This window comes from Rothia nasimurium, from assembly GCF_014217215.1.
Taxonomy (GTDB): Bacteria; Actinomycetota; Actinomycetes; order Actinomycetales; family Micrococcaceae; genus Rothia; species Rothia avistercoris.
In genome coordinates this window covers 1,226,393-1,248,245 of the sequence record NZ_CP056080.1, presented here as the reverse complement: position 1 = coordinate 1,248,245, position 21,853 = coordinate 1,226,393, and the positions used below count along the sequence as shown (strand labels likewise).

19 protein-coding genes are annotated in these 21,853 nt (G+C 60.3%); 5 read left to right on the top strand and 14 right to left on the bottom strand.

The features are described 5' to 3' along the window. Positions 1–86: 86 nt before the first annotated feature. Entirely contained in the window at positions 87–503 is a 417-nt protein-coding gene (locus tag HWU94_RS05860; RefSeq protein WP_185172894.1) for a DUF4870 domain-containing protein, read from the top strand. 89 nt (positions 504–592) lie between these two features. On the opposite strand, the gene hemW is transcribed toward HWU94_RS05860, so the two are convergent. Beyond that, entirely contained in the window at positions 593–1,843 is a 1,251-nt protein-coding gene (gene hemW, locus HWU94_RS05855; protein WP_185172893.1) for a radical SAM family heme chaperone HemW, read from the bottom strand. Beyond that, positions 1,843–3,699 carry a translation elongation factor 4 gene (lepA, locus tag HWU94_RS05850; protein WP_185172892.1) on the bottom strand — a complete coding sequence of 619 codons (1,857 nt, stop codon included), beginning with the start codon at positions 3,697–3,699 and terminating at the stop codon, positions 1,843–1,845. Before lepA ends, hemW begins: the two co-directional genes overlap by 1 nt. A gap of 143 nt (positions 3,700–3,842) precedes the next feature. Between lepA and HWU94_RS05845 the strand changes: the two genes are divergently transcribed. Together HWU94_RS05845 and rpsT are read left to right on the top strand one after the other, a co-directional pair. Next, positions 3,843–4,436: a type II toxin-antitoxin system PemK/MazF family toxin gene (locus tag HWU94_RS05845; RefSeq protein WP_185172891.1), complete on the top strand. Its 594-nt coding sequence runs from the start codon at positions 3,843–3,845 to the stop codon at positions 4,434–4,436. Between the two features lie 326 nt (positions 4,437–4,762). Then, positions 4,763–5,026, top strand: coding sequence for a 30S ribosomal protein S20 (gene rpsT / locus HWU94_RS05840; protein WP_185172890.1), 264 nt, complete (start codon positions 4,763–4,765; stop codon positions 5,024–5,026). A gap of 101 nt (positions 5,027–5,127) precedes the next feature. Here the strand turns inward: rpsT and holA are convergent, their stop codons facing one another. The 6 genes from holA to leuS all read right to left on the bottom strand — a co-directional run bounded on the left by holA (position 5,128) and on the right by leuS (position 13,288). Next, positions 5,128–6,135, bottom strand: coding sequence for a DNA polymerase III subunit delta (gene holA, locus HWU94_RS05835; RefSeq protein ID WP_185172889.1), 1,008 nt, complete (start codon positions 6,133–6,135; stop codon positions 5,128–5,130). Positions 6,136–6,189: 54 nt separating this feature from the next. Continuing rightward, the gene (locus tag HWU94_RS05830) at positions 6,190–7,119 is read right to left on the bottom strand and encodes a ComEC/Rec2 family competence protein (protein WP_185172888.1); all 930 of its coding nucleotides are present in this window, start codon (positions 7,117–7,119) and stop codon (positions 6,190–6,192) included. Further along, positions 7,116–8,336, bottom strand: a complete 1,221-nt coding sequence (locus HWU94_RS05825; protein WP_185172887.1) for a ComEC/Rec2 family competence protein — start codon at positions 8,334–8,336, stop codon at positions 7,116–7,118. Before HWU94_RS05825 ends, HWU94_RS05830 begins: the two co-directional genes overlap by 4 nt. A gap of 365 nt (positions 8,337–8,701) precedes the next feature. Then, the gene (locus HWU94_RS05820) at positions 8,702–9,634 is read right to left on the bottom strand and encodes a ComEA family DNA-binding protein (protein ID WP_185172886.1); all 933 of its coding nucleotides are present in this window, start codon (positions 9,632–9,634) and stop codon (positions 8,702–8,704) included. A 180-nt stretch (positions 9,635–9,814) separates the two neighbouring features. Further along, entirely contained in the window at positions 9,815–10,723 is a 909-nt protein-coding gene (locus tag HWU94_RS05815) for a DegV family protein (protein ID WP_185172885.1), read from the bottom strand. A 126-nt stretch (positions 10,724–10,849) separates the two neighbouring features. Further along, on the bottom strand, positions 10,850–13,288 hold the full coding sequence (gene leuS, locus HWU94_RS05810; RefSeq protein WP_185174791.1) for a leucine--tRNA ligase: 2,439 nt from the start codon (positions 13,286–13,288) through the stop codon (positions 10,850–10,852). A gap of 231 nt (positions 13,289–13,519) precedes the next feature. Between leuS and HWU94_RS05805 the strand changes: the two genes are divergently transcribed. Both HWU94_RS05805 and HWU94_RS05800 read left to right on the top strand, forming a co-directional pair. After that, the gene (locus HWU94_RS05805; protein ID WP_185172884.1) at positions 13,520–14,437 is read left to right on the top strand and encodes an alpha/beta fold hydrolase; all 918 of its coding nucleotides are present in this window, start codon (positions 13,520–13,522) and stop codon (positions 14,435–14,437) included. A gap of 1 nt (position 14,438) precedes the next feature. Continuing rightward, positions 14,439–15,551 (top strand): glycosyltransferase family 1 protein, encoded by a 1,113-nt coding sequence (locus HWU94_RS05800; protein WP_185172883.1) that lies wholly within the window; start codon positions 14,439–14,441, stop codon positions 15,549–15,551. A 51-nt stretch (positions 15,552–15,602) separates the two neighbouring features. Here the strand turns inward: HWU94_RS05800 and HWU94_RS05795 are convergent, their stop codons facing one another. The 6 genes from HWU94_RS05795 to mihF form a co-directional block, all read right to left on the bottom strand. Further along, entirely contained in the window at positions 15,603–17,687 is a 2,085-nt protein-coding gene (locus tag HWU94_RS05795) for a primosomal protein N' (RefSeq protein ID WP_185172882.1), read from the bottom strand. 14 nt (positions 17,688–17,701) lie between these two features. Further along, on the bottom strand, positions 17,702–18,907 hold the full coding sequence (metK, locus tag HWU94_RS05790) for a methionine adenosyltransferase (RefSeq protein ID WP_185172881.1): 1,206 nt from the start codon (positions 18,905–18,907) through the stop codon (positions 17,702–17,704). 5 nt (positions 18,908–18,912) lie between these two features. Then, the gene (gene coaBC, locus HWU94_RS05785; RefSeq protein WP_185172880.1) at positions 18,913–20,211 is read right to left on the bottom strand and encodes a bifunctional phosphopantothenoylcysteine decarboxylase/phosphopantothenate--cysteine ligase CoaBC; all 1,299 of its coding nucleotides are present in this window, start codon (positions 20,209–20,211) and stop codon (positions 18,913–18,915) included. Between the two features lie 13 nt (positions 20,212–20,224). Continuing rightward, positions 20,225–20,611 (bottom strand): DNA-directed RNA polymerase subunit omega, encoded by a 387-nt coding sequence (gene rpoZ, locus HWU94_RS05780; protein ID WP_377129350.1) that lies wholly within the window; start codon positions 20,609–20,611, stop codon positions 20,225–20,227. A gap of 155 nt (positions 20,612–20,766) precedes the next feature. Further along, on the bottom strand, positions 20,767–21,342 hold the full coding sequence (gmk, locus tag HWU94_RS05775; protein ID WP_185172879.1) for a guanylate kinase: 576 nt from the start codon (positions 21,340–21,342) through the stop codon (positions 20,767–20,769). 8 nt (positions 21,343–21,350) lie between these two features. Then, positions 21,351–21,665, bottom strand: a complete 315-nt coding sequence (gene mihF / locus HWU94_RS05770) for an integration host factor, actinobacterial type (protein WP_185172878.1) — start codon at positions 21,663–21,665, stop codon at positions 21,351–21,353. Positions 21,666–21,853: the final 188 nt, after the last annotated feature.

The following is a 21,853-nucleotide window of genomic DNA, read 5'->3' as shown; positions in this document are numbered from 1 at the left end:
CCCCTAGCTTTGACTAAAATTGTGTTTGATGGGCTTACAGCCCGCACATCACTCATTCGCCCTTTCAACCTCAAAGAGAAGAATTCTTGAAGACCGCATCAGCACCTTCCTCGACTCCCTACAAGGGGTCACCTGCAACCGCTGCACACCTGTCTGTTAGCGCAGACCGAAATATCGCAACCGCTGCACACTTTGGGGGCGTGCTAGGTTGTATTCCCGCGGCCGTCATCTACTACCTCTACCGAGGCCGCGGCCCCTTCACCGAGCAGGAATCCCGTGAAGCTCTCGACTTCACCCTGCTGCCCACCCTGGTTCTGGCTGTCTCTATTATGCTCAGCAACATTCCGGCTATCGGCTGGCTCTTCGGCCTCATCGCTGCCCTGGCCTGGACCTACCTGGCTATCTCAGCTCTGATTGCCGGTGTAAAGGTAACCCGTGGCAACCCCTACCAGTACAAGGGCAATACCCGTCTTTTCAGCAAGCTCACTCGCCGCGGTAAGTAGGCACCCGGGCTTCTAGAACATGAAGGGGGCGGTCTGACTCAGCTGAGTCAGACCGCCCCCTTTCGTTTCCCCCTGGTGGGGCAAAGTAGCTAGCTGTCGATATCGGGGAGGAGCTCCCTGGTCACCGCGTCGCCCAGCAGGCGCCCCTGGAGGGTGAGCTGCACGCGTCCGCCCGCTCTCGCCTCGGGATCAATCAAACCCTGCCCCTGAAGCCAGTTCAGGGACGCCTCGATTCGGGCAGCATCGCCACCCTCCATCAGGCGGGAAATGTCTAAGCCGTCAATAACCCTGACCTGCAGCATGATGTCCTCAAACCTGCGGGTCTGCTCCCCCAAAACCTCGCGGGCAGCAGCCGGGCTCTGGCCAGCCCGGACTCGGTTGGCATAGGGTACCGGGTGTTTGAGATTCCACCAGCGGGTGCCGTTCACGTGTGAGTGGGCGCCGGGGCCAATGCCCCACCAGTCCTGGTTTCGCCAGTAGGCATAGTTATGGCGGGAGCGATGATCCGGTGACTTGGCGTAGTTCGACACCTCATACCAGTGGTAGCCGGCCTCATTGAAGATCTGCTCAGCCAGCAGGTACATGTCCGCCATGAGGTCTTCATCGGGCATGGTGTAATCGCCCCGCCGAATCTGGGCAGCCAGCTTGGTACCCTCTTCAACGATAAGTGAATAGGCAGAAATATGGTCAGGGGCATACGATACCGCTGCCCGCACCGACTGCTCCCACTGGGCCAGGCTCTCCCCCGGCGACCCGTAAATCAGGTCAACCGACACCTGAAGCCCAACCTCTTTGGCCCAGGCGACCACCTTGGGAACATTCGCCGGAGTGTGGGTACGATCAAGCACCTCAAGCACCTCAGGTACCACCGACTGCATACCGAAGGAGACCCGGGTAAAGCCACCGGCCTTCAGCGTCTCAAGATCCTCGCGGGTCACCGAGTCGGGGTTAGCCTCGGTCGTTACCTCAGCACCCTCTTCTACACCAAACAGCTCAACCGCTTCGCGCAGAATCTTCACAAGATCAGCTGCAGGCAGCTTGGTGGGGGTGCCCCCGCCAAAAAAGACAGAGTAAAGCGGACGGTCAGCAACACCCGACTCGCGCAAAACCTGCCGGGCAAAGCGCAACTCAGCGATGGCGTCCTCGGCATAGGTACCCAAACCCACCCCGTTACCGAAATCCTCGGTGGCGTAGGTATTGAAGTCACAGTAGCCGCACCGTACCGAGCAAAACGGCACGTGTACGTAGAGAGAAAAATCGCGCTCAACGCCGTGGACGGCAGAATCAACGGGGATTCTGCCGTCCAAAGGGGCCGGAGCGCCCAGAGGCTGGGCTGGCATTACTTCTTGCCCTTGTCCTTACCTTCTTCACCGGAAGACAGGGCAGCGATGAAGGCTTCCTGGGGAACCTCAACACGGCCCACCATCTTCATACGCTTCTTACCTTCCTTCTGCTTCTCCAGCAGCTTACGCTTACGCGAAATATCGCCACCGTAGCACTTAGAGAGAACGTCCTTACGCATAGCGCGAATATTCTCACGGGCAATAATGCGAGAGCCAATAGCAGCCTGAATCGGCACCTCGAACTGCTGACGAGGAATCAGCTCACGCAGCTTGCCGGTCATCATCACGCCGTAGGAGTAGGCCTTATCGCGGTGGGTAATGGCCGAGAAAGCGTCAACCTTCTCGCCCTGCAGCAGAATATCGACCTTGACCAGATCGGCTTCTTCCTCACCGTCAAACTTCCAGTCCAGAGAAGCATAACCGCGGGTCTTAGATTTGAGCTGGTCGAAGAAGTCAAAAACAATTTCGGCCAGGGGTAGGCGGTAGCGCAGTTCCACACGATCCTGGGAAAGGTAGTCCATGCCGCCCATGGTGCCGCGACGGGACTGGCACAGCTCCATAATCGCACCCACAAACTCGTTCGGGGCAATGATGGTGCAGGCCACCATAGGTTCGCGAATGGTTGCGACCTTACCCTCGGGGAACTCGGAGGGGTTGGTCACGCGCTGAGCGGTGCCGTCCTCAGCCACCACATCGTAGATAACGTTGGGGGCAGTAGAAATCAGGTCGAGGTTGAACTCGCGTTCCAGGCGTTCACGCACAATTTCAAGGTGGAGCAACCCCAAGAAGCCACAGCGGAAACCAAAGCCCAGAGCCGCAGAGGTCTCAGGCTCGAAAATCAGGGCGGCGTCGTTGAGCTGCAGCTTATCGAGGGCGTCACGCAGGGCCGGGTAGTCAGAGCCGTCAATCGGGAAGAGGCCCGAGAAAACCATGGGCTTGGGGTCCTCGTAGCCACCCAGCTCTTCTGCGGCAGGCTTGTGGGCACCGGTGACGGTATCACCCACGCGGGACAGGCGGACGTCCTTCACACCGGTAATCAGGTAGCCTACCTCGCCCATGCCCAGGCCCTCGGTCGGCTTGGGCTCGGGAGAAATCACACCGATTTCCAGCAGGTCATGCTCTGCGCCGGTAGACATCATCTTAATCTTCTGGCGGGGTTCCAGCTTGCCGTCCACCACACGAACATAGGTGACCACACCGCGGTAGGAGTCGTAGACAGAGTCAAAAATCATGGCGCGAGCGGGGGCATCAGCCTGACCCTCGGGCGCGGGCAGCAGCTCAACGATACGGTCCAGCAGCTCGGGTACGCCCTCACCGGTCTTACCCGAAACCCGCAGCACATCCTCAGGCTCAACGCCAATTAGGTTAGCCAGTTCCTCGGCATACTTATCGGGCTGGGCTGCCGGAAGGTCAATCTTATTGAGCACCGGAATAATGGTCAGGTCATTTTCCATAGCCAGGTAGAGGTTGGCCAGGGTCTGAGCCTCAATACCCTGAGCAGCATCTACCAGTAGCAAGGCACCCTCACACGCAGCCAGAGAACGGGAGACCTCGTAGGTGAAGTCCACGTGACCGGGGGTGTCAATCATGTTCAGGGCATAGTTGACACCGTCAACCTCCCAGGGCATACGAACAGCCTGGGACTTAATAGTGATACCGCGCTCACGCTCGATATCCATGCGGTCAAGGTACTGGGCCTTCATCTCGCGCGGAGTAACCACGCCGGTGGCCTGCAGCATGCGGTCAGCCAGGGTGGACTTACCGTGGTCAATATGCGCAATGATGCAGAAGTTACGGATAACGGAAGGGTCAGTGGCCGCCGGTTTGGGCGGGTTGGTCGCCAAGGGTGACACGTGTGTTGGGTCCTTTCACGACTCTCAGAAAGCTCATGGGAGCCTACCGGGTCTCTGACGGTAGAAATCAGTTAACCAGTTTCTCACATTTAGCCGGTGCGTGTCTGCTCGCGCGCCGATGAGGAGCGATTATTGTAGTGACCATGAAGATCAACATGCGAACCGTCCAGCAGGCACTGAACATCGGCCAGCGCATCTACCGGGAATGGAACAAGTACCAGAACCAGAAGAATAAGCAGCAGGGCACAGACTCCCGCCCCTCAGCCCCCTCTAACCCCTACGCCACCGGCTACCCGGCAGGAAACGGGACAGCAGCGTCCGCCCCCTCCACCGGAAGCTGGGAACAGGGCGGCTACCCCGGCGATTACTTCGGCTCGGTAGCCTTTGACTACTCCCCCGCTCTCGACGGCGACGCCGATCCCGGTGAAGTCGTCTGGGCCTGGGTCCCCTTCGAAGAGGACTACAGCCAGGGCAAGGACCGCCCAGTCCTAGTCATCGGACGCTCCGGTTCCTACCTTCTAGGGCTGATGCTCACCAGCAAGGACCACTCCAACTCCCGCACCGCCGACCCCAACTACCTGGACATCGGTGCAGGCGTATGGGACAAGGAAGGGCGTGACTCTGAGGTCAAGCTCAACCGGGTCATCCAGCTCAACCCGAACGGTATCCGCCGTGAGGGGGCCATCATGGACCGGGCAACCTTCGACTTCATCGCCGAGGCCTACCGCCGTCGCTAAGAGACTTAACTCAAAGGGGTTACACAGGCTCGCGCTCGCTGCCGACCCTCTCGCCGGTTCGCTTCGCTCACAAGCGATTCACGCCAGCCCCGAAGCCAGCAGCTTCGCTGCAAGCCTGCTCCCCCCAACCTGGCAGGGTCTAAGAAAAATTGTTGCTTATATCTCTGCCCTAAGCTGGGGCGGAGCTGATAAAGTTAACCCTTGTGTGTCCGATGGTCATCGGGCACTGCTGACTGGTTGCCATAGGCATCCCCACGCCGCTCAGTCGATGACCGGTCAGCGCAGCCCTCACCGACCAATTAGACAAAAACAGAAAGTTTTTAATCGTGGCTAACATCAAGTCCCAGAAGAAGCGCATCCTCACCAACGAGAAGGCTCGTCTGCGCAACAACGCAATCAAGTCAGATCTCAAGACCTCCATCCGTAAGGTCAACGAGGCAGTTGAAGCTCAGAACGTTGAAGCAGCAACTGAAGCTCTTCGTGTTGCGAACCGCAAGCTGGACAAGGCTGTTTCTAAGGGTGTTCTGCACAAGAAGAACGCAGCTAACAAGAAGTCCGGTCTGACCGTTCTCGTCAACAAGCTTTCCTAAGTTCTATATTCCGGCCCCTCTAGCCGGCGTCTAAGAGCGAAGTGACACAAGGCCCCGCTCCCTTTTATGGGAGCGGGGCCTTGTGCTTTCTTGCCCTGTCGCTAGTGGGTGCGGGAGGCCTGGGAAATAGCCAGGACGGCTTTTTCTAGGGGGTAGAAAGAGTCAAGGTTCTCGCCCTTGAGCTGGGCATCAGTATCGGCCAGCAGGGCAAGGACGCGGGCCAGGTCGGCAGGCGCATACCTGCGGGAATCCCGCTGGGCAGCTTCTACCTGCCAGGGAGCTATCTTAAGGTCACCCGCCAGTTGGTTGGAGTTACCACGCACCCCGTGTACTTTGGCAATGTTGCGCATGCGGGCAGCCAGGGCACCCAGGATGGGGATAGGGTCGCTTCCGGTATCGATCGCCTGGCGGAGCAGTTTAATAGCTTCCCTGCTGTTGCCCGCTACCGCAGCATCACCCACCTTAAAGGCGGTGACCTCGGTACGGCCGCCAAAGTAGCGGTCGATGGTATCTACAGTGATGGTACCCGGCTCATCTGCAATGAGCTGGCGGGTAGCCGAGGCTAGTTCTGAAATATCACTGGTTGCTGCCGCGAGGGCTGCCGCTGCGGGCGGGTCAATAGAGCGCTGGGCTGAGCGGAACTCGTAAATGACGAAGTCCAGCCGGTCGCGTTCATTTTTAAGGGCTTTACACTCAACCACCGGGTAGGACTTGTTGGCCTTGATGGTATCAATGAGCTTTTTGCCTCTGTTACCTCCTGCGTGGTGCAGTACCACTAGGGTGGAGTCGTGGGGTGCAGCGGCATAGGCAAGGGCGTCCTGCAGGAAGGCGTCGCTCATGGAGGCGACCTGGGTGACCTCAATGATTTTGGGTTCGTCGAAAAGGGAGGGGCTGGCAAGGACGTCTAGCTGCCCGGCCCGGTAATCTTTGGCCGAGAGACTGGTGAGTTCGTAGCTGCCGTGGGCCTCTTCAAAGAGCTGGCGGAGCCGCTGGGTGGCCCGGGAGGCAAAGTATTCTTCGGGGCCGTAGAGCAAAACGAGCGGAGCAAGCGGAACCGATCGCCAGCCGTTATCTGGACCAGCTGAGCGGGTGCGGGGTGTGCGTGCCATGTATCCTCCTTGGGTGCCTTTCTATCTTGTCAGATAAAGCGCTTTTGTGCAGGTTTAGCCCGAGGCGGTCACCTCAATCCCCTGGTCACTGGTGGTCAGAGCCAGATGCCCCGAAAGGTCAGTGCGGGCAGCGGGGATAGAACGCCGGTTCAGGAAGCTGAGAATACTCTCATGCGGGTGCCCATAACTGTTGTCTGCTCCCACAGGGATGAGCGCTAGGGAGGGGCTGGCTGCGATGATCAGGTCGGTTCCGCTGCCCGCCGAGCCGTGGTGGGCTATTTTAAGGACGTCGGCCGGCACCTGCCCCGCCGATTCGGTAAGAAGCCGGTGGGCGGCGTCCGCTTCAAGATCTCCCGTGGTGAGCACGGTCAGCGGCCTCTGGCCGGTCTCCCTGGCCGGTAATGACCAGTGGATGACGAGGGAGGAATTGTTGATCCAGCTAGAGGAGCTGGTTGTGCCGGGAATTCGTTGGGCCTGCTCCGGGGGCCAGAGCACCAGGCCCAGGGGCTGACCGGCTACCTCGTGCTGCCCTGCGGTAATGGACTCTGCGGGGAAAGCCGAGCCCGCAGCAAGCCGATAGGCAGCTGTTCCTTGCGTGACCGGGGTCTGCTCCCCCTGTCTGCTGTAATGGGGTGACGTCACCAGCGTCGGCTGGGCGAAGTCACTTTGAACCTGTTGTAGTACCCCATCATGGTCGCTATGGGCGTGGGTTATGAGCACAGCTTCCAGCTGGTCTACCCCGGCCCAGTCGAGGCAGGACTTGAGGGCCGAGTAATCGTCGCCGGTATCAAGAAGGTAGGCCGATCGCTGGCCGGTACGGATCAGATGAGCATCTCCTTGGCCTACATCGCAGGTAATCCACTGCCAGTGGGCAGGGGCCCGGTGTGCAGCCGGCCAACGGTCGTGCAGCAGGAATACCGCTAGACCTATCACGAGCACTATGAGGGCAAGATCAACCAGGCTTTTGTTTCTCCTGCGGTTCACGGTCTGCCCCCTAGCAGTCGAGGCAAGCGAGCTGCGGGCAGCGAGTTGAGTGACTTGTCCGCTGAGAGAACCAGCCAGCTGATACCCACAACGGCCAGCAGGGTCAACCCCAGAGTGAGAGGTGAAAGCGCAAGAGGTAGCTGGCTTGCAGGTAGCTTGTAGCACCAGGTAGCAACCGCTAGCAGCCCCTGGGTAAGAAAGCCACCGAGGTTCATGAGGGCATCGAGCAGGGGTTGGGCTAGCCCCAGGGCGTAGCCGATGAGGGCTAGCAACCCCAGTACGGTAATGGGCGCTACCAAAGGGGCGACCAGAAGGTTAGCTAGGACTGTATAGGGGTAGATGGACTCAGAAAGTATCAGGATAACCGGCGCGCACCAGAGGCTAGCTGCACAGGGTAGGGCTACCAGATCAGCAAGCAGAAGGGGCAGCGCTCTACTGATGAGACGCGAGATAGCCGGTGCCAGTATCAGGAGGGAAGCTGTAGCCACGACCGAGAGAATAAAGCCGTAGTGGGTGGCAAGGGGTGGCGCTGCCAGAAGAAGAGCCATCACGCAGGTCGAGAGGAAAGCCAGACGATAGGCTCCGTGGCCAAGAATCAGACCTAGAGCTCCCAGCAGCCCCATTACCCAGGCTCTGAGTACAGAACCGTCAAGCCCTACCAGCACGACGTAGGCCGATGACGCGGCTACTCCGACTGCTATAAGGGCAGGACGCCGGGGCCACAGCGGGTAGAGCAGACGGTAGGCGACGACAAATATCAGGGTAATGTTGGCCCCCGAAACAGCTGTCAGGTGCGTTAGACCGGCCACCCGCAAAGATGAAAGAGCCGGTGCAGGCAGTGAAGAATCATCGCCGTAGGCCATACCCAGGAGCAGGCCAGCCCGTTCGGCGCCCAGGTGGTCCACTGCCCTATCGCGCAACCCGCTCTTAAGTTCGAAGAGAGGGGCTACAGAAGCCGGTTGCTCCAGCAGGCTCACAGCTCCCTGCAACCGGTAGTAGGTTCCGCTGACCTTCAACTCCCCCACCGCGCTGACAGTGCTCCCCGGAATAAAAAGTTTATCTGTATAGACGCTGAGCGGTACCCGCTGGGCCCAGGTCCTTGAAGCCTGCCTTATCTCCACGGTTTCTACCTGCAACCTATACCCACCCGTTGGAGCAGGCCGGGCCTCAGTTACTTCAGCCGTCACTCGTATTCCCTGCCCGTTCAGAGCCTGCATCAGCTCCCACTGTTGAGGGTAGCCCCTGGCCTGAAGGGCAACCGTCTGTAATGCAGCGAGCAGGCAGGTTAGCGCCAGAGTATATGACACAGGGACCAGTGGGGCCAGTGAACCTTTCACCTTCGCAATACTCTTCCGAACTAAAAGCTGGGCGCCGCACCAGGAGCCCAGAGCAAGGCAAGCGAGCAGGGCCCCGGCCCAGAGCGCCCACCGGGCCCCGACAAGAATCCACAGGGCGGTAAAACACCAGAGCCCCACAGCAGGTGCCACAAGACGGGCATCGGTCAGACGTGGTTGCACCCGCCGATGTTCGGCCCGTTCAGCTTGCACCTGCTGCCAGCTCCGACCAACAGCCAGAACCCTTTTCATACCGTCACCAGCGGGCGGAGAGCTTCAAGAGTGGCTGGCCCAATGCCCGAAACCTGGTCCAGCTCATCCACCGAGCTGAACCCCCCGTACTGCTCCCGCCAGCTAATAATCGATGCAGCTAGCACCGGGCCGACCTTCGGGAGGGTCTGAAGCTCTTCGGCGCTTGCCGTATTGATATTCACTAGCCCGGCGGCGTCCGTACCCCGATTTGTACCGAGACCCGTACCCGCTAAACTATGAGCGGCCTCGGCGCCACCCGCCGAACTAGGTGGTGCCTCGCCCTGCACCGGAATATAGATCTGGCTACCGTCACTGGCAGGGGCTGCCAGGTTAATCGCCGATGTATCAGCATCGTCCCTGAGCCCACCGGCAGCTGTGACCGCATCGTTCACCCGGCTTCCAGAATCCAGCTCGTAGACTCCCGGAGTCTGCACCGCGCCGGCAACATGAACCACCACAGGCGCACCTCCCCCATGAGCGGCAACTGAAGTAGCGGCCGCCCCGGTGCTCAGCCCCTGACCAGCCTCATCACCCGGCACCGGGCTACCCCCATCAGCCTGCACCGTGGCTTCCCCAGAAGGAGCCACAGGAACCGCCGACACAGACGAGCCGCCACCAGAAAACACCACAGGCCACAGAGCAACAAGACCCAAGACAAGAGCAAGAATCACCAGAGCACCCGTAGGCACCCGCCACCGGGTCACCGAAGTCTGCGGACCAAGACCGGGAGACTCCGAACCGGAAGACGCCAAAGCACGCTCAAGAAGCGCCCGATGGCGGGAGCTCCGGGAGGTGCTCGCAGGAGCAGGGCCGTGGCGCCTGCTGCGCAGGAGGTAGTCGGTCTGACTCGGCTGACCTGTATCGACGTCGGCAGGTTCAACCGAAACAGACGGTAGGGTATCAGCGGGGTACCTAGAGTTCTGAGACATGGCCCCAGGCTAAGAGCTTCCGACAATCTAGGCCAAGGCCAAAGGCGCCTGTGGATAAAGTCCCTCCCACCAGCCTGCGGAAATTAGCCCCAAAAACCTCACAGGTGGTGCAGCCGAGTCACAAGATGACGCGACTCAGGCCCCTATCCACAGGGTCTCTGCACCATCTTGAACATAACTCTAGAAAATAACGGCTGCCAGGGCCCCTAAGCCCGCATGGGCAGAGAGCACCGGGGGCAGGGGCGTCAGCACGGCCCCAGAGGCGATAGACCCCAGGGTCTTCTGAAACTCCCGTGCCTGCTCCTCATTACCGCTGTAATGGATGGCAACCACCTGCCCCTGGCGCCTGAGTAGGTTGGCTGCTTCCCTATCCTTCAGTGGCACGTCCAGGGGTAATTCACCGGCCCGCTCGGAGCTGGCCTGTTCGGTCAAAGCTGCAAGCCGTTCAATCGCCTTAGATGTAGTACGGGGGCGCTCAACGTAGTGCAGTTTGCCATCAAGCACGGTAGCTACAGGCCGAATCTGAAACATCTGGCCCACCATAGCTAAAGCGGGGCTGACGCGTCCGCCCCGCTTAAGAGCGTCCAGGGTAGGGATGAAGAAAAAGAGCTCGACAGAAGCACAGAGCTCCTCGGCTACAGCGGTGGCCTGCTCTAAGTCCTGCTCTCGGGCAAGGAGGCGGTGAAGGCGGAGCACCGGCTCCCCCAGTCCCATCGCCAGGTTCAGCGAATCAACCACCACCACTGGCACATCGACCAGTTGCGCCGCTAAACGGGCCGCATCGCAGGTACCCGATAGTTCCCCGGATAAATGAACCGAAATAATCGCAGTGTAGCCCTGGGCTGCCAGATGTTCGTAGGCGTCCACCAGGGTACCCGGCGCAACACCGGAGGTCAGCACCTGCTCCCCCTGAACGTGAGCTAAAGCGATAGCGGCATCTATCTGATCGGTCGGTAGATCATTCAAAGCACGGTCGCCCACGGTAACCGGTAGCTCAACCAGACTAAACCCGCCTTCGGCCTTGAGCTGTTCAAGGGTAGCGGCGGGCAGGGCAGCAGATGAATCGGTGACCAGGGCTATAGAACGCACCTCACTACTCTACCGCCTAGCCAAGCCCTTGGAGTGACTCAGTCCATAGCAATCACCCAAAAGATAGAAAAATCGGGTACCCCCTCGCTACGGAAGGAGCACCCGATGATATCTATCTAGATCTCGCTAGATCACGATATTGACCAGCTTGGGGGCACGCACAATGATCTTGCGTACTTCAGCGTCGCCCAGGGCTCGCTGAACGGCCTCTGACCCCAGAGCCAGGGCTTCAAGGTCGGCTTCAGAAATATCCTTGGCGACCTCCAGGCGGTCCTTGACCTTGCCCTTGACCTGCACGATTGCAGTGACGGTATCATCTACCAGCTGGGCCGGGTCGACCTCGGGCCAGCCCGCAGTCAGTACCGGGGTATCGTGGCCGAGCAGATGCCAGGCGTCCTCTGCGGTGTAGGGGGCGTAGAGGGAGAGCAGGATGGCGATGGTCTCAGCAGCTTCGCGGACGGCCGGGTCAGCAGCACCTGCACCGGAGTCAATGACCTTGCGGGTAGCGTTGACCAGCTCCATGGTCTTGGCCACGGCAACGTTGAACTTGCCGTTCTCTACCAGGGCATCGACGTCGTGGACGGTGCGGTGCACCAGCTTGTGCAGGGCGGCGTCGCCGCTTGCGCCGTCCGCCCCGACCTCGCTGGTGACGTCCTGGGCAACGCGCCAGGCGCGGGCCAGAAACTTCTGCATACCTGCGGGGGAAACGTCGGCCCAGTCGACATCGTCCTCGGGCGGCGATGCGAATACCATGACGGTACGGACGGCATCGACGCCGAACTTATCGAGCTGCTGGCCCAGGTCAACACCGTTACCCAGTGACTTAGACATAGCCTTACCCTGGTTGAGCACCTGGCCCTGGTTCATCAGGGCCTTAAAAGGCTCAGAGTGTTCAATCAGACCCAGGTCGCGGATGACCTTGGTGAAGAAGCGAGCGTAGAGTAGGTGCAGAATCGCGTGCTCAACACCGCCGACGTACATGTCGACCTGGTTCCACTTCTTCATCTGCTCGGGGTCGAAGATAGCCTGGTCGTAATTCGGTGAGACGTAGCGCAGGAAGTACCAGGAGGAATCCACGAAGGTGTCCATGGTGTCTGAGTCGCGCTTGGCGTCCTTACCGCAGACGGGGCAGGCAACAGTGTTCCAGTCGGTAGCAGCTGCCAGGGGTGATTGGCCCTTGGGCGCCAGGTCTTCACCGGCCAGGTTGTCGGGGAGCAGGACGGGCAGCTGCTCTTCCGGAACCAGCTGTTCACCGTGCTCTTCACAGTGGATGACGGGGATGGGGCAACCCCAGAAGCGCTGGCGGGAGAGCAGCCAGTCACGCAGGCGGAAGTTGACCTTGCCGGTGCCTACACCCTTCTCTTCAAGAATCTCGATGGCCTTTGAGATACCGTCAGCCTTGTTCAGGCCATCCAGCGGGCCGGAGTTGATGTGCACGCCATCGCCGGTGGTAGCAACGCCGGTTTCTGCCGGGTCGTCCTCACCGGTGTCGAGAACAGTGATGACGGGGATATCGAACTTACGGGCGAAGTCCAGGTCACGCTGGTCGTGGGCGGGAACCGCCATCAGTGCGCCGGTGCCGTAGTCAGCCAGGGCGTAATCTGAGGCCCACAGGGGCAGCTTATCGCCGGTCAGGGGGTTGATGGCGTAACGGCCCAGGAAAACACCGGTCTTCTCGCGGTCGGTGGACTGACGGTCGATATCCGACAGAACCTTGATCTCTTCGCGGTAGGCTTCCAGGGCTTCCCGCTGGTCGTCGGTTACCAGGTCGAGGGCCAGATCGGCGTCGGCTGCCACGATGAAGAAGGTTGCGCCGTAGAGGGTATCGGGGCGGGTGGTGAAGACGTCTACGGTGGTGGCGGGTTTGTTGCCGGCAGCCTCAACCTCAAAAGTAACCTCGGCACCCTCGGAGCGGCCGATCCAGTTACGCTGCATAGCCAGCACGCGGTCGGGCCAGTGGCCCTCCAGCTCCTTCATGTCGTCCAGCAGTTCCTGGGCGTAGTCGGTGATCTTGAAGTACCACTGGTTCAGAGACTTTTTGGTCACGGGGGTGTGGCAGCGTTCGCACTCGCCGTTGACAACCTGCTCGTTGGCCAGCACGGTCTGGTCCTTGGGGCACCAGTTGACCTGGGAGTACTTACGGTAGGCCAGCCCCTTCTTGTAGAACTGCTGAAAGAGCCACTGGGTCCACTTGTAGTATTCGGGGTCAGAGGTGTGCAGTCGGCGGGACCAGTCGGTCATAATGCCGTAGCGCTTGAAAGAGCCGGCCTGGGTCTCGATGTTCTTGTAGGTCCACTCTTTGGGGTGGGTGTTGTTCTTGATGGCTGCGTTTTCTGCGGGCAGGCCGAAAGAGTCCCAGCCGATAGGGTGCAGCACATCGTAGCCCTTTTGCTTCCAGAAGCGGGCGGTGACGTCGCCAATGGCGAAGGCTTCGGCATGGCCCATATGGAGGTCGCCGGAGGGGTAGGGGAACATGTCCGCTACATAGCGGGCTTCCTTGCCTTCTTCGTTAGTGGGTTCAAAAACCTTGGTTTCTTCCCAGTAGGGCTGCCACTTGGCTTCCATGGAGCGGAAGTCCCAGGTGGTTTCGTTCTGTTCGGTAGGTTCTACCTCAGCAGTCACCGTGTTTCCTGTCTGTCGAGTGGTGCTTGCGCTTTTTGGGCGCGCACGAGTCTGAGCTGTCAATAGTTTGCTTCCTAGTGTACCGCGCTTGGGCTTGCTTTGTCCGGTGGCAGTTTGCCCACTGAGAAGTGGGGGGAGGCGGTACAGTGGTGGGGGTAGAGAGAAGGAGTCACTATGTCTGCAAGCCCCCGCTCGGCCGGTGTTTTTGAGCCGGTACCTCAGCAGGTTCCTGCCGGGACGCGCTACGAGGGCTGGGTTGGCGGCACCTACAGCCGCTGGTGGGTGTATGGAAACGCGGACGCCGCTCCCCTGGTTTTGGTGCACGGCTTTAGGGGCGATCACCACGGCCTCGAAATCATTGCCACCGGCTTGAGAGATTTTTGCGTGTATATCCCTGATCTGCCGGGCTTTGGTAAAACTGCCCCGATTGAGGGGGCTGAGCATGCGGTGAGCACCTATGCTGCCTGGTTGGTTGATTTCATTGAGACTGCTGTGGGCAGCCCGGTGCACCTGGTGGGTCACTCTTTTGGGTCGATCGTGAGCTCTTATACTGCCCTGGTGCGCCCCCATCTGGTAGAGCGTTTGACCTTGATTAACCCCATCTGCCAGCCTGCCCTTGAGGGGGACCAAAAGGTGATGAGCCGCCTGGCTGAGCTCTATTATGGTGCGGGAGCTGCCCTACCTGCTTCCCCGGGGTTTGCCCTGCTGCGCTCCCGCCTGGTCACCAGATTGAGCAGTGAGTTCATGATGAAAAATCACGACCCCGCCCTGCGCCGGTTCATCAACGGCCAGCACGATGCCTACTTCGGTGCCTTTGCCTCCCGCGAGGCGGTTCTACAGGCCTACCGGGCCTCCATCAGTTCCACCGCAGCTGATTTCACCCCGGCCCTGCCGATGCCGGTCCAGCTCATTGTGGCAGAAAAGGACGACCTGGGTACCCTAGAACTCCAGCAGGCCATGGCACGTAAACTCCAGCGGGGACGGTTCGATATCATTCCCGAGGTCGGCCACCTGATTCACTACGAGACCCCCTTACGGGCTGCTTCCCTGATTGTCGACTTTCATTCCCAAGGCCTAGAGGAGGGCAAGTAGCATGAAACTCTTTATTGATGCCCGCTATACCCGCATCGGTTTTCACGACGGCATTAGCCGCTACACCGCGTCCTTACTCTTTGCCCTCAAGGAGCTAGAGGACGCCGGCGACCGGCGTCTGCCCGAAGGCCTGGAGCTCACCATGGTGGTGAGTGATGAACGTCAGCTCGAGATGCTCCCCGACCTGCCGTCCGTGCAGATCTGTGCGCCGACGTCCGCCCTGGAACCCACCGCCGCCCTGCAGCTCAACCGCTACTCCCCCGATGTGGTCTTCTCACCCATGCAAACCATCGGGCTGGGTGGGCTGGGCAGGCAGTTCAAGCTGATCCTGACCCTGCACGATTTGATTTACTACTCCCACCCCACGCCGCCGGGCTTCCTCCCTCTGCCGGTTCGGCTGGGCTGGCGGGCTTTCCACACCACCTACGCGCCCCAGCGCTACCTGCTGAACCGGGCGGACGCCGTCGCTACGGTCTCGCAGACCACGGCGGCTTTGATGCGGGAGCACGAGCTGACGACCAATCCCATCACGGTGATTCCCAATGCTCCCCAGGCCAAGAATTTTGTGGCCCAGGAGCAGGCTCTCGAATTGGCCCCGGCACGCACTAAAGACCTGATCTACATGGGCTCCTTCATGCCCTACAAAAATGTTGAAACCCTGCTGCAGGCCATGAAGTTTCTGCCGGACTACCGCCTGCACCTACTCTCCAAGGCAGCCCCGGCGCGCCTAGAAGAACTTGCACCTCTCGCGGGAGAAAACGTGGTGTTCCACGGGGGAACCAGCGATGAAGACTACCGCCAGCTGCTCCACACCGCCGCCGCCCTGCTTACCGCCTCGCGGGAAGAAGGTTACGGTCTGCCTGTGGTGGAGGCCCAGTCGGCGGGCTGCCCCGTGGTACTGTCGGATACCCCGATTTTCCGGGAAATTGCCCCCTCAGCCCGCTTTGCTGAGACCAGCTCCCCCTTCGCCTTTGCGCAGGCGGTACGCGACTTAGAAGACCGGCAAGTTCAACAGACCAGCATTGTGAACGGTCTTGCGGACGCCGCCCGCTACACCTGGGAACAGAGCGCCCTCACCCTGCTGGAGCTGGCCTCTTCCCTGCATCGTCAGTAGAAGTCTAGCCACCCCGGGCACTTGCCCCCGCTACCCAGGCACTGGGCAGACCTAGAGAATATCGAGCCCGTCGCAGCGTATCTGCACGGGCTCGCTCTTTTTCAGGGCAGCTAGCGAGGCCTTGATGGAGCGCAGGTGATGGGTGAGCTTGGCTCCCACTGCGTAGGGGAAGAAGATAATGGCTCGATAGAGGTCGCTGTCGGCCTCCCCCTCGTAGTAGCCGGTTGAATCGGCCAGGGGCATGGGGCCGTTGACGCGGGCCTCATCGGGCAGGGTAATAGCCTCCAAAAAGACCTGCACTGCACGCTCACTACCGGTAATGGCGGCGGTGCGGACGGCCGGGGGCAGGCCAATCTCGGCACGCTCATCCATTTCCCAGAGGGCAAAGCCCATGGGGTCCCAGCGCACCAGAGCTTCGAGAGCCGCGGAGGGACTGGCCGTGGTGACGACACGGCCGCCCACGGCAAAGGAGCGCACCAGGGCTGCCGCGTTCAACCAGCGCCGAAGGGCGGTTTCAGGGGCGCGCAGGGAATCGAACTGAAGCATCCGGTCGGCATCAAGCAGCAGGGCGGCGGCATAACCGCCCTCAGCTACCGGTTCGCCACCGGGGGTGGCGATGACCAGGGCCGGTTCTGGGCCGATACTGGTTTTGATGTTCTCGCCGCTGGAGGTGATCACCGGGACGCCTGGGAATGCCCGACCCAGTTCTTCTGCGGTTCGGAGGGCGCCTGCGATACCGGTACGCCAGCGGTTATACCCGCAGTCGAGACAGTGCCAGTGGTGGGCCAGGTGGCCGCACCAGCCGCACTGGGGGGCACTTCCCCCGGCGGGCTGGGTCAGGGGGCCGCGACAGTTATCGCAGCGGGCGGGCATGCGGCAGCGCTGGCAGGCCAGGGCGGGGATGTAGCCGGCACGGGCCACCTGGATCAGCACGGGCCCCGTAGCGAGGGCGTCCTTGGCTACGGCGAAAGCCTGGTGGGGTATGCGGGCAATAGCTGCCAGGGGGTCGCGGGCAAGCTGATAGTCATCGCCGGTGGGCATGACCCGGGGAGTAAAAGACCTGACCAGGGCTCTATCCGCCCCCAGGAAGCTAGCCCAGCGGGTGCGGACCAGGCGGGCAGCCTCGCTAGAGACCGCATAGCCCATGAAGAGGGCCGCTGTCTTTTCGTGGGTGGCCCGCAGTAGAAGCACGTCACGGGCCTGGCAGTAGGGGGCCCGCTGCTCAACCAGGGAAGAGTCCCCGTCGTCCCAGCAGGCCACCAGACCCAGGTTGGCTACGGGAGCGTAGGCGGCTGAACGAGTACCGATCACAATACGCACCTGGCCGCTTTGGGCTTTCAGATAACTGCGGTAGCGGGGGGTGGGCTTATCGTTGGCGGTCAACCGCACGAAGGCGCTCTCGTCTACAAGCTCTTCGAGGGCGGCTGTGAGCCGGTCAAGGCTCTTATGGTCTGGCACCACGGCTAGGGCTCCCCTGCCGGTGGAGGCGGTAGCTACCAAGGCGGACGCCAGCAGCTGCTCCCAGCTCCGTTCAGGGTGGGAGGGCAGCACGGCCAACACCGCCCGGGCCTGATGCCCGGCAAGCAGGTCCTCACAGAACTCAGCCCCCTGGGCGTAGTCGGTAAAGCCGGTGAGGTCGGGGCAATCTGGAGTGGGCGCTTCAGCCGGGTCTTCGGCCTCTATAAAAGCTTTCTCAACGCTAGCGACCCGTGGGGGTACAGCCAGGCGGAGCACATCGGGCACCAGCCCCGCGTAGCGCTCCGCTAGGGCGTCAGCTAACTCGAAGACTTCAGGGGTAACAACAGGCAGGGGCGAAATCACCTTGTGCAGGGGTACCAGGCGGGCGGGGGCGTCCGAATGTTCTACCCGCTCCCGCAGCCAGCCGGTGACCTCTCTTCCCCCGAACTTAACCCTCACCCGTACCCCGGGCTGGGCCTCTTCATCAAGAGCTGCTGGCACCCGGTAGTCAAAGAGCCTATCGAGGTGGGGCACGTGGGTATCGATGTGCACGCGGGCAATCGGCAGCTGCACCGCAGCGTCCTCGGCTGCTGTGGAGCCGACCAGGTGCGCATCGGGTATATCGAATCCCTGCAACAAATCAGGTTGCAGGGATTCGGGGGTGGGTGCCGTTGTCATACAGACATTTTAGCTTAGAGGCCTACAGCCGCCTTAAGCTCGCTGACGCGGTTGGTGCGTTCCCAGGTGAACTCGCGCTCTTCGCGGCCGAAGTGGCCGTTGGCTGCGGTCTTGGCGTAGATAGGACGGCGCAGCTCCAGGTCGCGAATGATGGCCAGCGGGCGCAGGTCGAAGACCTCGCGGATAGCCTGTTCAATCTTGAAGATTTCGACCTTTTCGGTGCCGAAGGTTTCAACGTAGATACCGACAGGTGCAGCCTGACCAATAGCATAGGCGACCTGAACCTCGGCACGGTCGGCGAGACCGGCAGCAACGATGTTCTTGGCAACCCAGCGCATGGCGTAGGCGGCAGAACGGTCAACCTTAGAGGGGTCCTTACCCGAGAAGGCACCGCCACCGTGGCGGGCCATGCCACCGTAGGTATCCACAATAATCTTGCGGCCGGTCAGACCGGCATCGCCCACGGGGCCACCCTGAACGAAGCGACCTGCGGGGTTGATGATGAACTTGGCCTGAGACGAGTCAAAGTCGAAGCTGGCCAGAACCGGCTCAATCACGTGCTGCTGAATATCGGCTGCAAGCTGGTCGAGATCGTAGTCTGCGGTGTGCTGGGTTGAGACCACAACGGTATCAATCATGACAGGCTTGAAGTTCTCGTCGTAGCCCAAGGTGACCTGGGTCTTACCGTCGGGGCGCAAGTTGGGCAGGGTGCCGTCCTTACGTACCTTGGTCAGCTGCTCAGCCAGGCGGTGGGCAACGTAAATGGGGGCGGGCATGAGCACTTCGGTCTCATTGGTGGCGTAACCGAACATGATGCCCTGGTCGCCTGCACCCTGGCGGTCCAGATCGTCGGCTGCGGTGCCCTGGCGGGCTTCGAGGGAGTTGTAAACACCCGAGTTAATGTCGGGTGACTGCTCGCCAATCGATACAGACACGCCACAGAATTCGCCGTCGAAGCCGTGGGTAGATGAGTTGTAGCCGATGTTGAGGATAGTCTTGCGCACAATGCTGGGGATGTCGACGTAACCGTTGGTGGTCACCTCACCCGCTACGTGCACCTGGCCGGTGGTGACCAGGGTTTCAACCGCTACGTTTGAGAGCGGGTCAACGGTCAGCAGAGCGTCCAGGATTGAGTCAGAAATCTGGTCACAAATCTTGTCGGGGTGGCCCTCGGTCACGGACTCACTGGTGAATAAACGAAGATGATTATTTTCAGTCACGGTTTTTACTGTACTTCTCTCGGCCCGGTAGGGCTACTTGGTGAATGATTGTTGAATTCTTGCGCTATATGACGAAGTATTGCGCGGGAGACGTCGAGCTTGCTGCCCTGGAGAGTTACCTCGCGGTCATTGTGGCCCGAGAGCAGGGTAATAGTGTTGCTATCTGCCCCAAATCCCTGTGTTTCGCTCACGGTGTTCACCGCCAGGTAGTCGCAGCCCTTGCGCGCCAGCTTGGCGCGGCCGTAGTCGAGTGTGCTGGTGGTGGCATCCCCGGTCTCGGCGGCAAAACCAACGATGGTGTGGGGTGCTCGCTGCGGGTTTTCCTCGCGGTAGAGCACGGCTTCTTTGAGGACGTCGGGGTTGCGTACCAGCCTAATCACGGGGTCCTGTCCGGGGTCGTCCGTCTTTTTAATCTTGGCCTCCGCGTACTCTGCCGGCCTGAAGTCGGCCACCGCCGCGGTCATAATCAGGACGTCGGTGGCTGCCAGGTGCTCAAACACGGCTTCGCGTAGCTGCAGGGCACTCGATACCCGGGTGACCCGGTGGAAGTTACCCGGTATCTCAACCTCCACATGAGCTGCAATGAGGTGTACCTGGGCGCCGAGCTCGGTAGCAGCAGTAGCAAGGGCGATGCCCTGCTTGCCCGAGGACCGGTTGCCCAAGAAGCGCACCGGATCAAGGGCTTCGCGGGTACCGCCGGCTGTAATGAGCAGTCGCTGCCCAGCTAGGGGCAGCCCACCTGCCTCAACCGACTGACCCTCCCCCGCGGCGTCCTGATTCCAGCCCAAAAGGGCTAGGGCCTGGGCATAGATATCCTCGGGTTCAGGCAGGCGCCCCACACCGGAGTCGGGGCCGGTCAGACGGCCCACGGCAGGCTCGATGACGTGGTAGCCGTATGATTTCAGGGTCGCTACGTTGGCCTGGGTAGCCGGGTGCTCCCACATCTGGGTGTGCATCGCCGGCGCTAAAATGACCGGGGCGTGAGTGGTCAGCACGGTTGCGGTCAGCAGGTCGTTAGCCCGCCCAGCCGCTAAACGGGCCATGAGGTCGGCTGTCGCCGGGGCAACGATTACAGCGTCAGCCTGCTCAGCCTGCCGCACGTGATTGACCTCGGGAACCCGCTCAAAGACGTCCACCGACACCGGGTTACCGCTCAGGGCTTCAAGAGTAGGCTGCCCCACAAACTTGAGGGCAGCCTCGGTGGGCACCGCAATAACCTCGTGCCCGGCCTTACCAAAAAGACGAAGGAGCATTGCCGCCTTATAGGCAGCAATGCCCCCTCCAATGCCAATAACAACTCGCATGAGCTACTGCAGATTAGGCCTGATCTGCATCTTCAGCGTCGACGTATTCGACGAAGGGCTCGTCGATGTAGAAGTCGCCACCGGCCAGGAAGGCGCTGGGCTCATCCTCGTGCAGCAGGGTGCCATTTTCATCGAACTGGCCATCAGTAATATGGCGGGCCTCAATCAGGCCTTCGTTGATTTCACGCATAGCCACAGAGAGCGACTTCTCGTTGGGCTCAGAATCTACCAGGGGGCCTACGTGATCGTACAGGTTCTCGTGAAGCTGTGAGTAGTAGGCGTTAATCTGGCGAGCACGGCGAGCACCAAAAATCACCAGACCGTACTTCGACTCAGCTTTTTGGATCAGAGCGTCTGCGCTGGGATTGATGATACCTTCATCGTTGTGTGCGTTTGCCACGTAAGACTCCATCTTGACTGTGCTTGCTCACCACCGGGTCTACCGGTGGCATAAAACTCTACCTATACTATCGGTCAACCGTTTTTTTGTCACGCAAAAGGGCGGCGGTGCAGGGGTGATATTCCCCTAAACCGCCGCCCTAGCGACTCCCTGGCTTACTTGCGGTGGGCACCCATGAGGCGCACGATTTCTTCCGCCGCTTCTGCCACGGTTTCGTTGATGACGGTGTAATCAAACTCGGGCTCAGCAGCCAGCTCAATCTTGGCGGTGTCGAGGCGGGCCTCCTGCTCCTGCGGTGACTCAGTTCCTCGACCAATAAGGCGGGAAACCAGTTCGTCCCAGCTGGGAGGAGCCAAGAAAATGAGCTGCGCTTCGGGCATTGCGTTGCGCACTTGGCGGGCGCCCTGCAGGTCGATTTCAAGTAGCACGTGCTTACCGGCGTCTAGCTGCTTCTGCACCATGGAGCGAATCGTGCCGTACTTGTAGGAGTTGTGCACGGTGGCCCATTCCAGCATCTGGCGGTTCTCTACCATCGACTCAAACTCTTCGTCTGAGACGAAGTAATAATGCACGCCGTCCTCTTCGCCCGGGCGAGGGTCGCGGGTGGTGGCGGAGACAGAGAACCACACCTCTGGGTAGTGCTCACGAATGTAAGCAGAAACGGTTCCCTTGCCAACGGCGGTGGGGCCAGCTAGCACGGTCAGTTTAGGTGCGGCGGTCTGTTCAGCCATGGTTTCCCTTATCGGTCGAGAAGATTGATGAGTGCCTTGCGCTGGTGGATACCAAGACCACGCAGACGGCGGGACGCAGCAATGTTCAGTTCCTTCAAAATGTTCTCGGTACGAACCTCACCCACACCCGGCAGGGAGGTGAGCAGGTCGGTTACCTTCAGTCTAGCGACTGCTTCGTCGGTTTCGGCGCGCTTAAGAACTTCTGCAATAGTAATCTGCTTGTTCTTTACAGCGTCCTTGATTTCGGCGCGGGTGACGCGGGCCTTCTTGGCCTTTTCGCGGGCGGCGGCGCGCTGTTCTTCGGTGAGGGGCTGAAGAGGCATAATCGTTGTCCTTCTGTGCGAGATGCCTATAGGGCAGGGGTGGGGTGTGTTGGAATAAACAAGCAACCGAGCAGCTTTGCTCATTCTTGGGGGTTCTTGCTTATCTATTTGCGAACCAACAATTACAAAATAGCATGTCAGAAACGGTTATGGAAGATAGTTACCCGTCGGTAACCTTGTTTTAAACA

Bases quoted from the DNA above. Each gene is read 5' to 3' on its own strand.
- hemW (WP_185172893.1), bottom strand. From the start codon at position 1,843: ATGCCAGCCCAGCCTCTGGGCGCTCCGGCCCCTTTGGACGGCAGAATC.
- HWU94_RS05845 (WP_185172891.1), top strand. From the start codon at position 3,843: ATGAAGATCAACATGCGAACCGTCCAGCAGGCACTGAACATCGGCCAG.
- holA (WP_185172889.1), bottom strand. From the start codon at position 6,135: ATGGCACGCACACCCCGCACCCGCTCAGCTGGTCCAGATAACGGCTGG.
- HWU94_RS05825 (WP_185172887.1), bottom strand. From the start codon at position 8,336: ATGCAGGCTCTGAACGGGCAGGGAATACGAGTGACGGCTGAAGTAACT.
- HWU94_RS05820 (WP_185172886.1), bottom strand. From the start codon at position 9,634: ATGTCTCAGAACTCTAGGTACCCCGCTGATACCCTACCGTCTGTTTCG.
- leuS (WP_185174791.1), bottom strand. From the start codon at position 13,288: ATGGAAGCCAAGTGGCAGCCCTACTGGGAAGAAACCAAGGTTTTTGAA.
- HWU94_RS05805 (WP_185172884.1), top strand. From the start codon at position 13,520: ATGTCTGCAAGCCCCCGCTCGGCCGGTGTTTTTGAGCCGGTACCTCAG.
- HWU94_RS05800 (WP_185172883.1), top strand. From the start codon at position 14,439: ATGAAACTCTTTATTGATGCCCGCTATACCCGCATCGGTTTTCACGAC.
- HWU94_RS05795 (WP_185172882.1), bottom strand. From the start codon at position 17,687: ATGACAACGGCACCCACCCCCGAATCCCTGCAACCTGATTTGTTGCAG.
- coaBC (WP_185172880.1), bottom strand. From the start codon at position 20,211: ATGCGAGTTGTTATTGGCATTGGAGGGGGCATTGCTGCCTATAAGGCG.
- gmk (WP_185172879.1), bottom strand. From the start codon at position 21,342: ATGGCTGAACAGACCGCCGCACCTAAACTGACCGTGCTAGCTGGCCCC.
- mihF (WP_185172878.1), bottom strand. From the start codon at position 21,665: ATGCCTCTTCAGCCCCTCACCGAAGAACAGCGCGCCGCCGCCCGCGAA.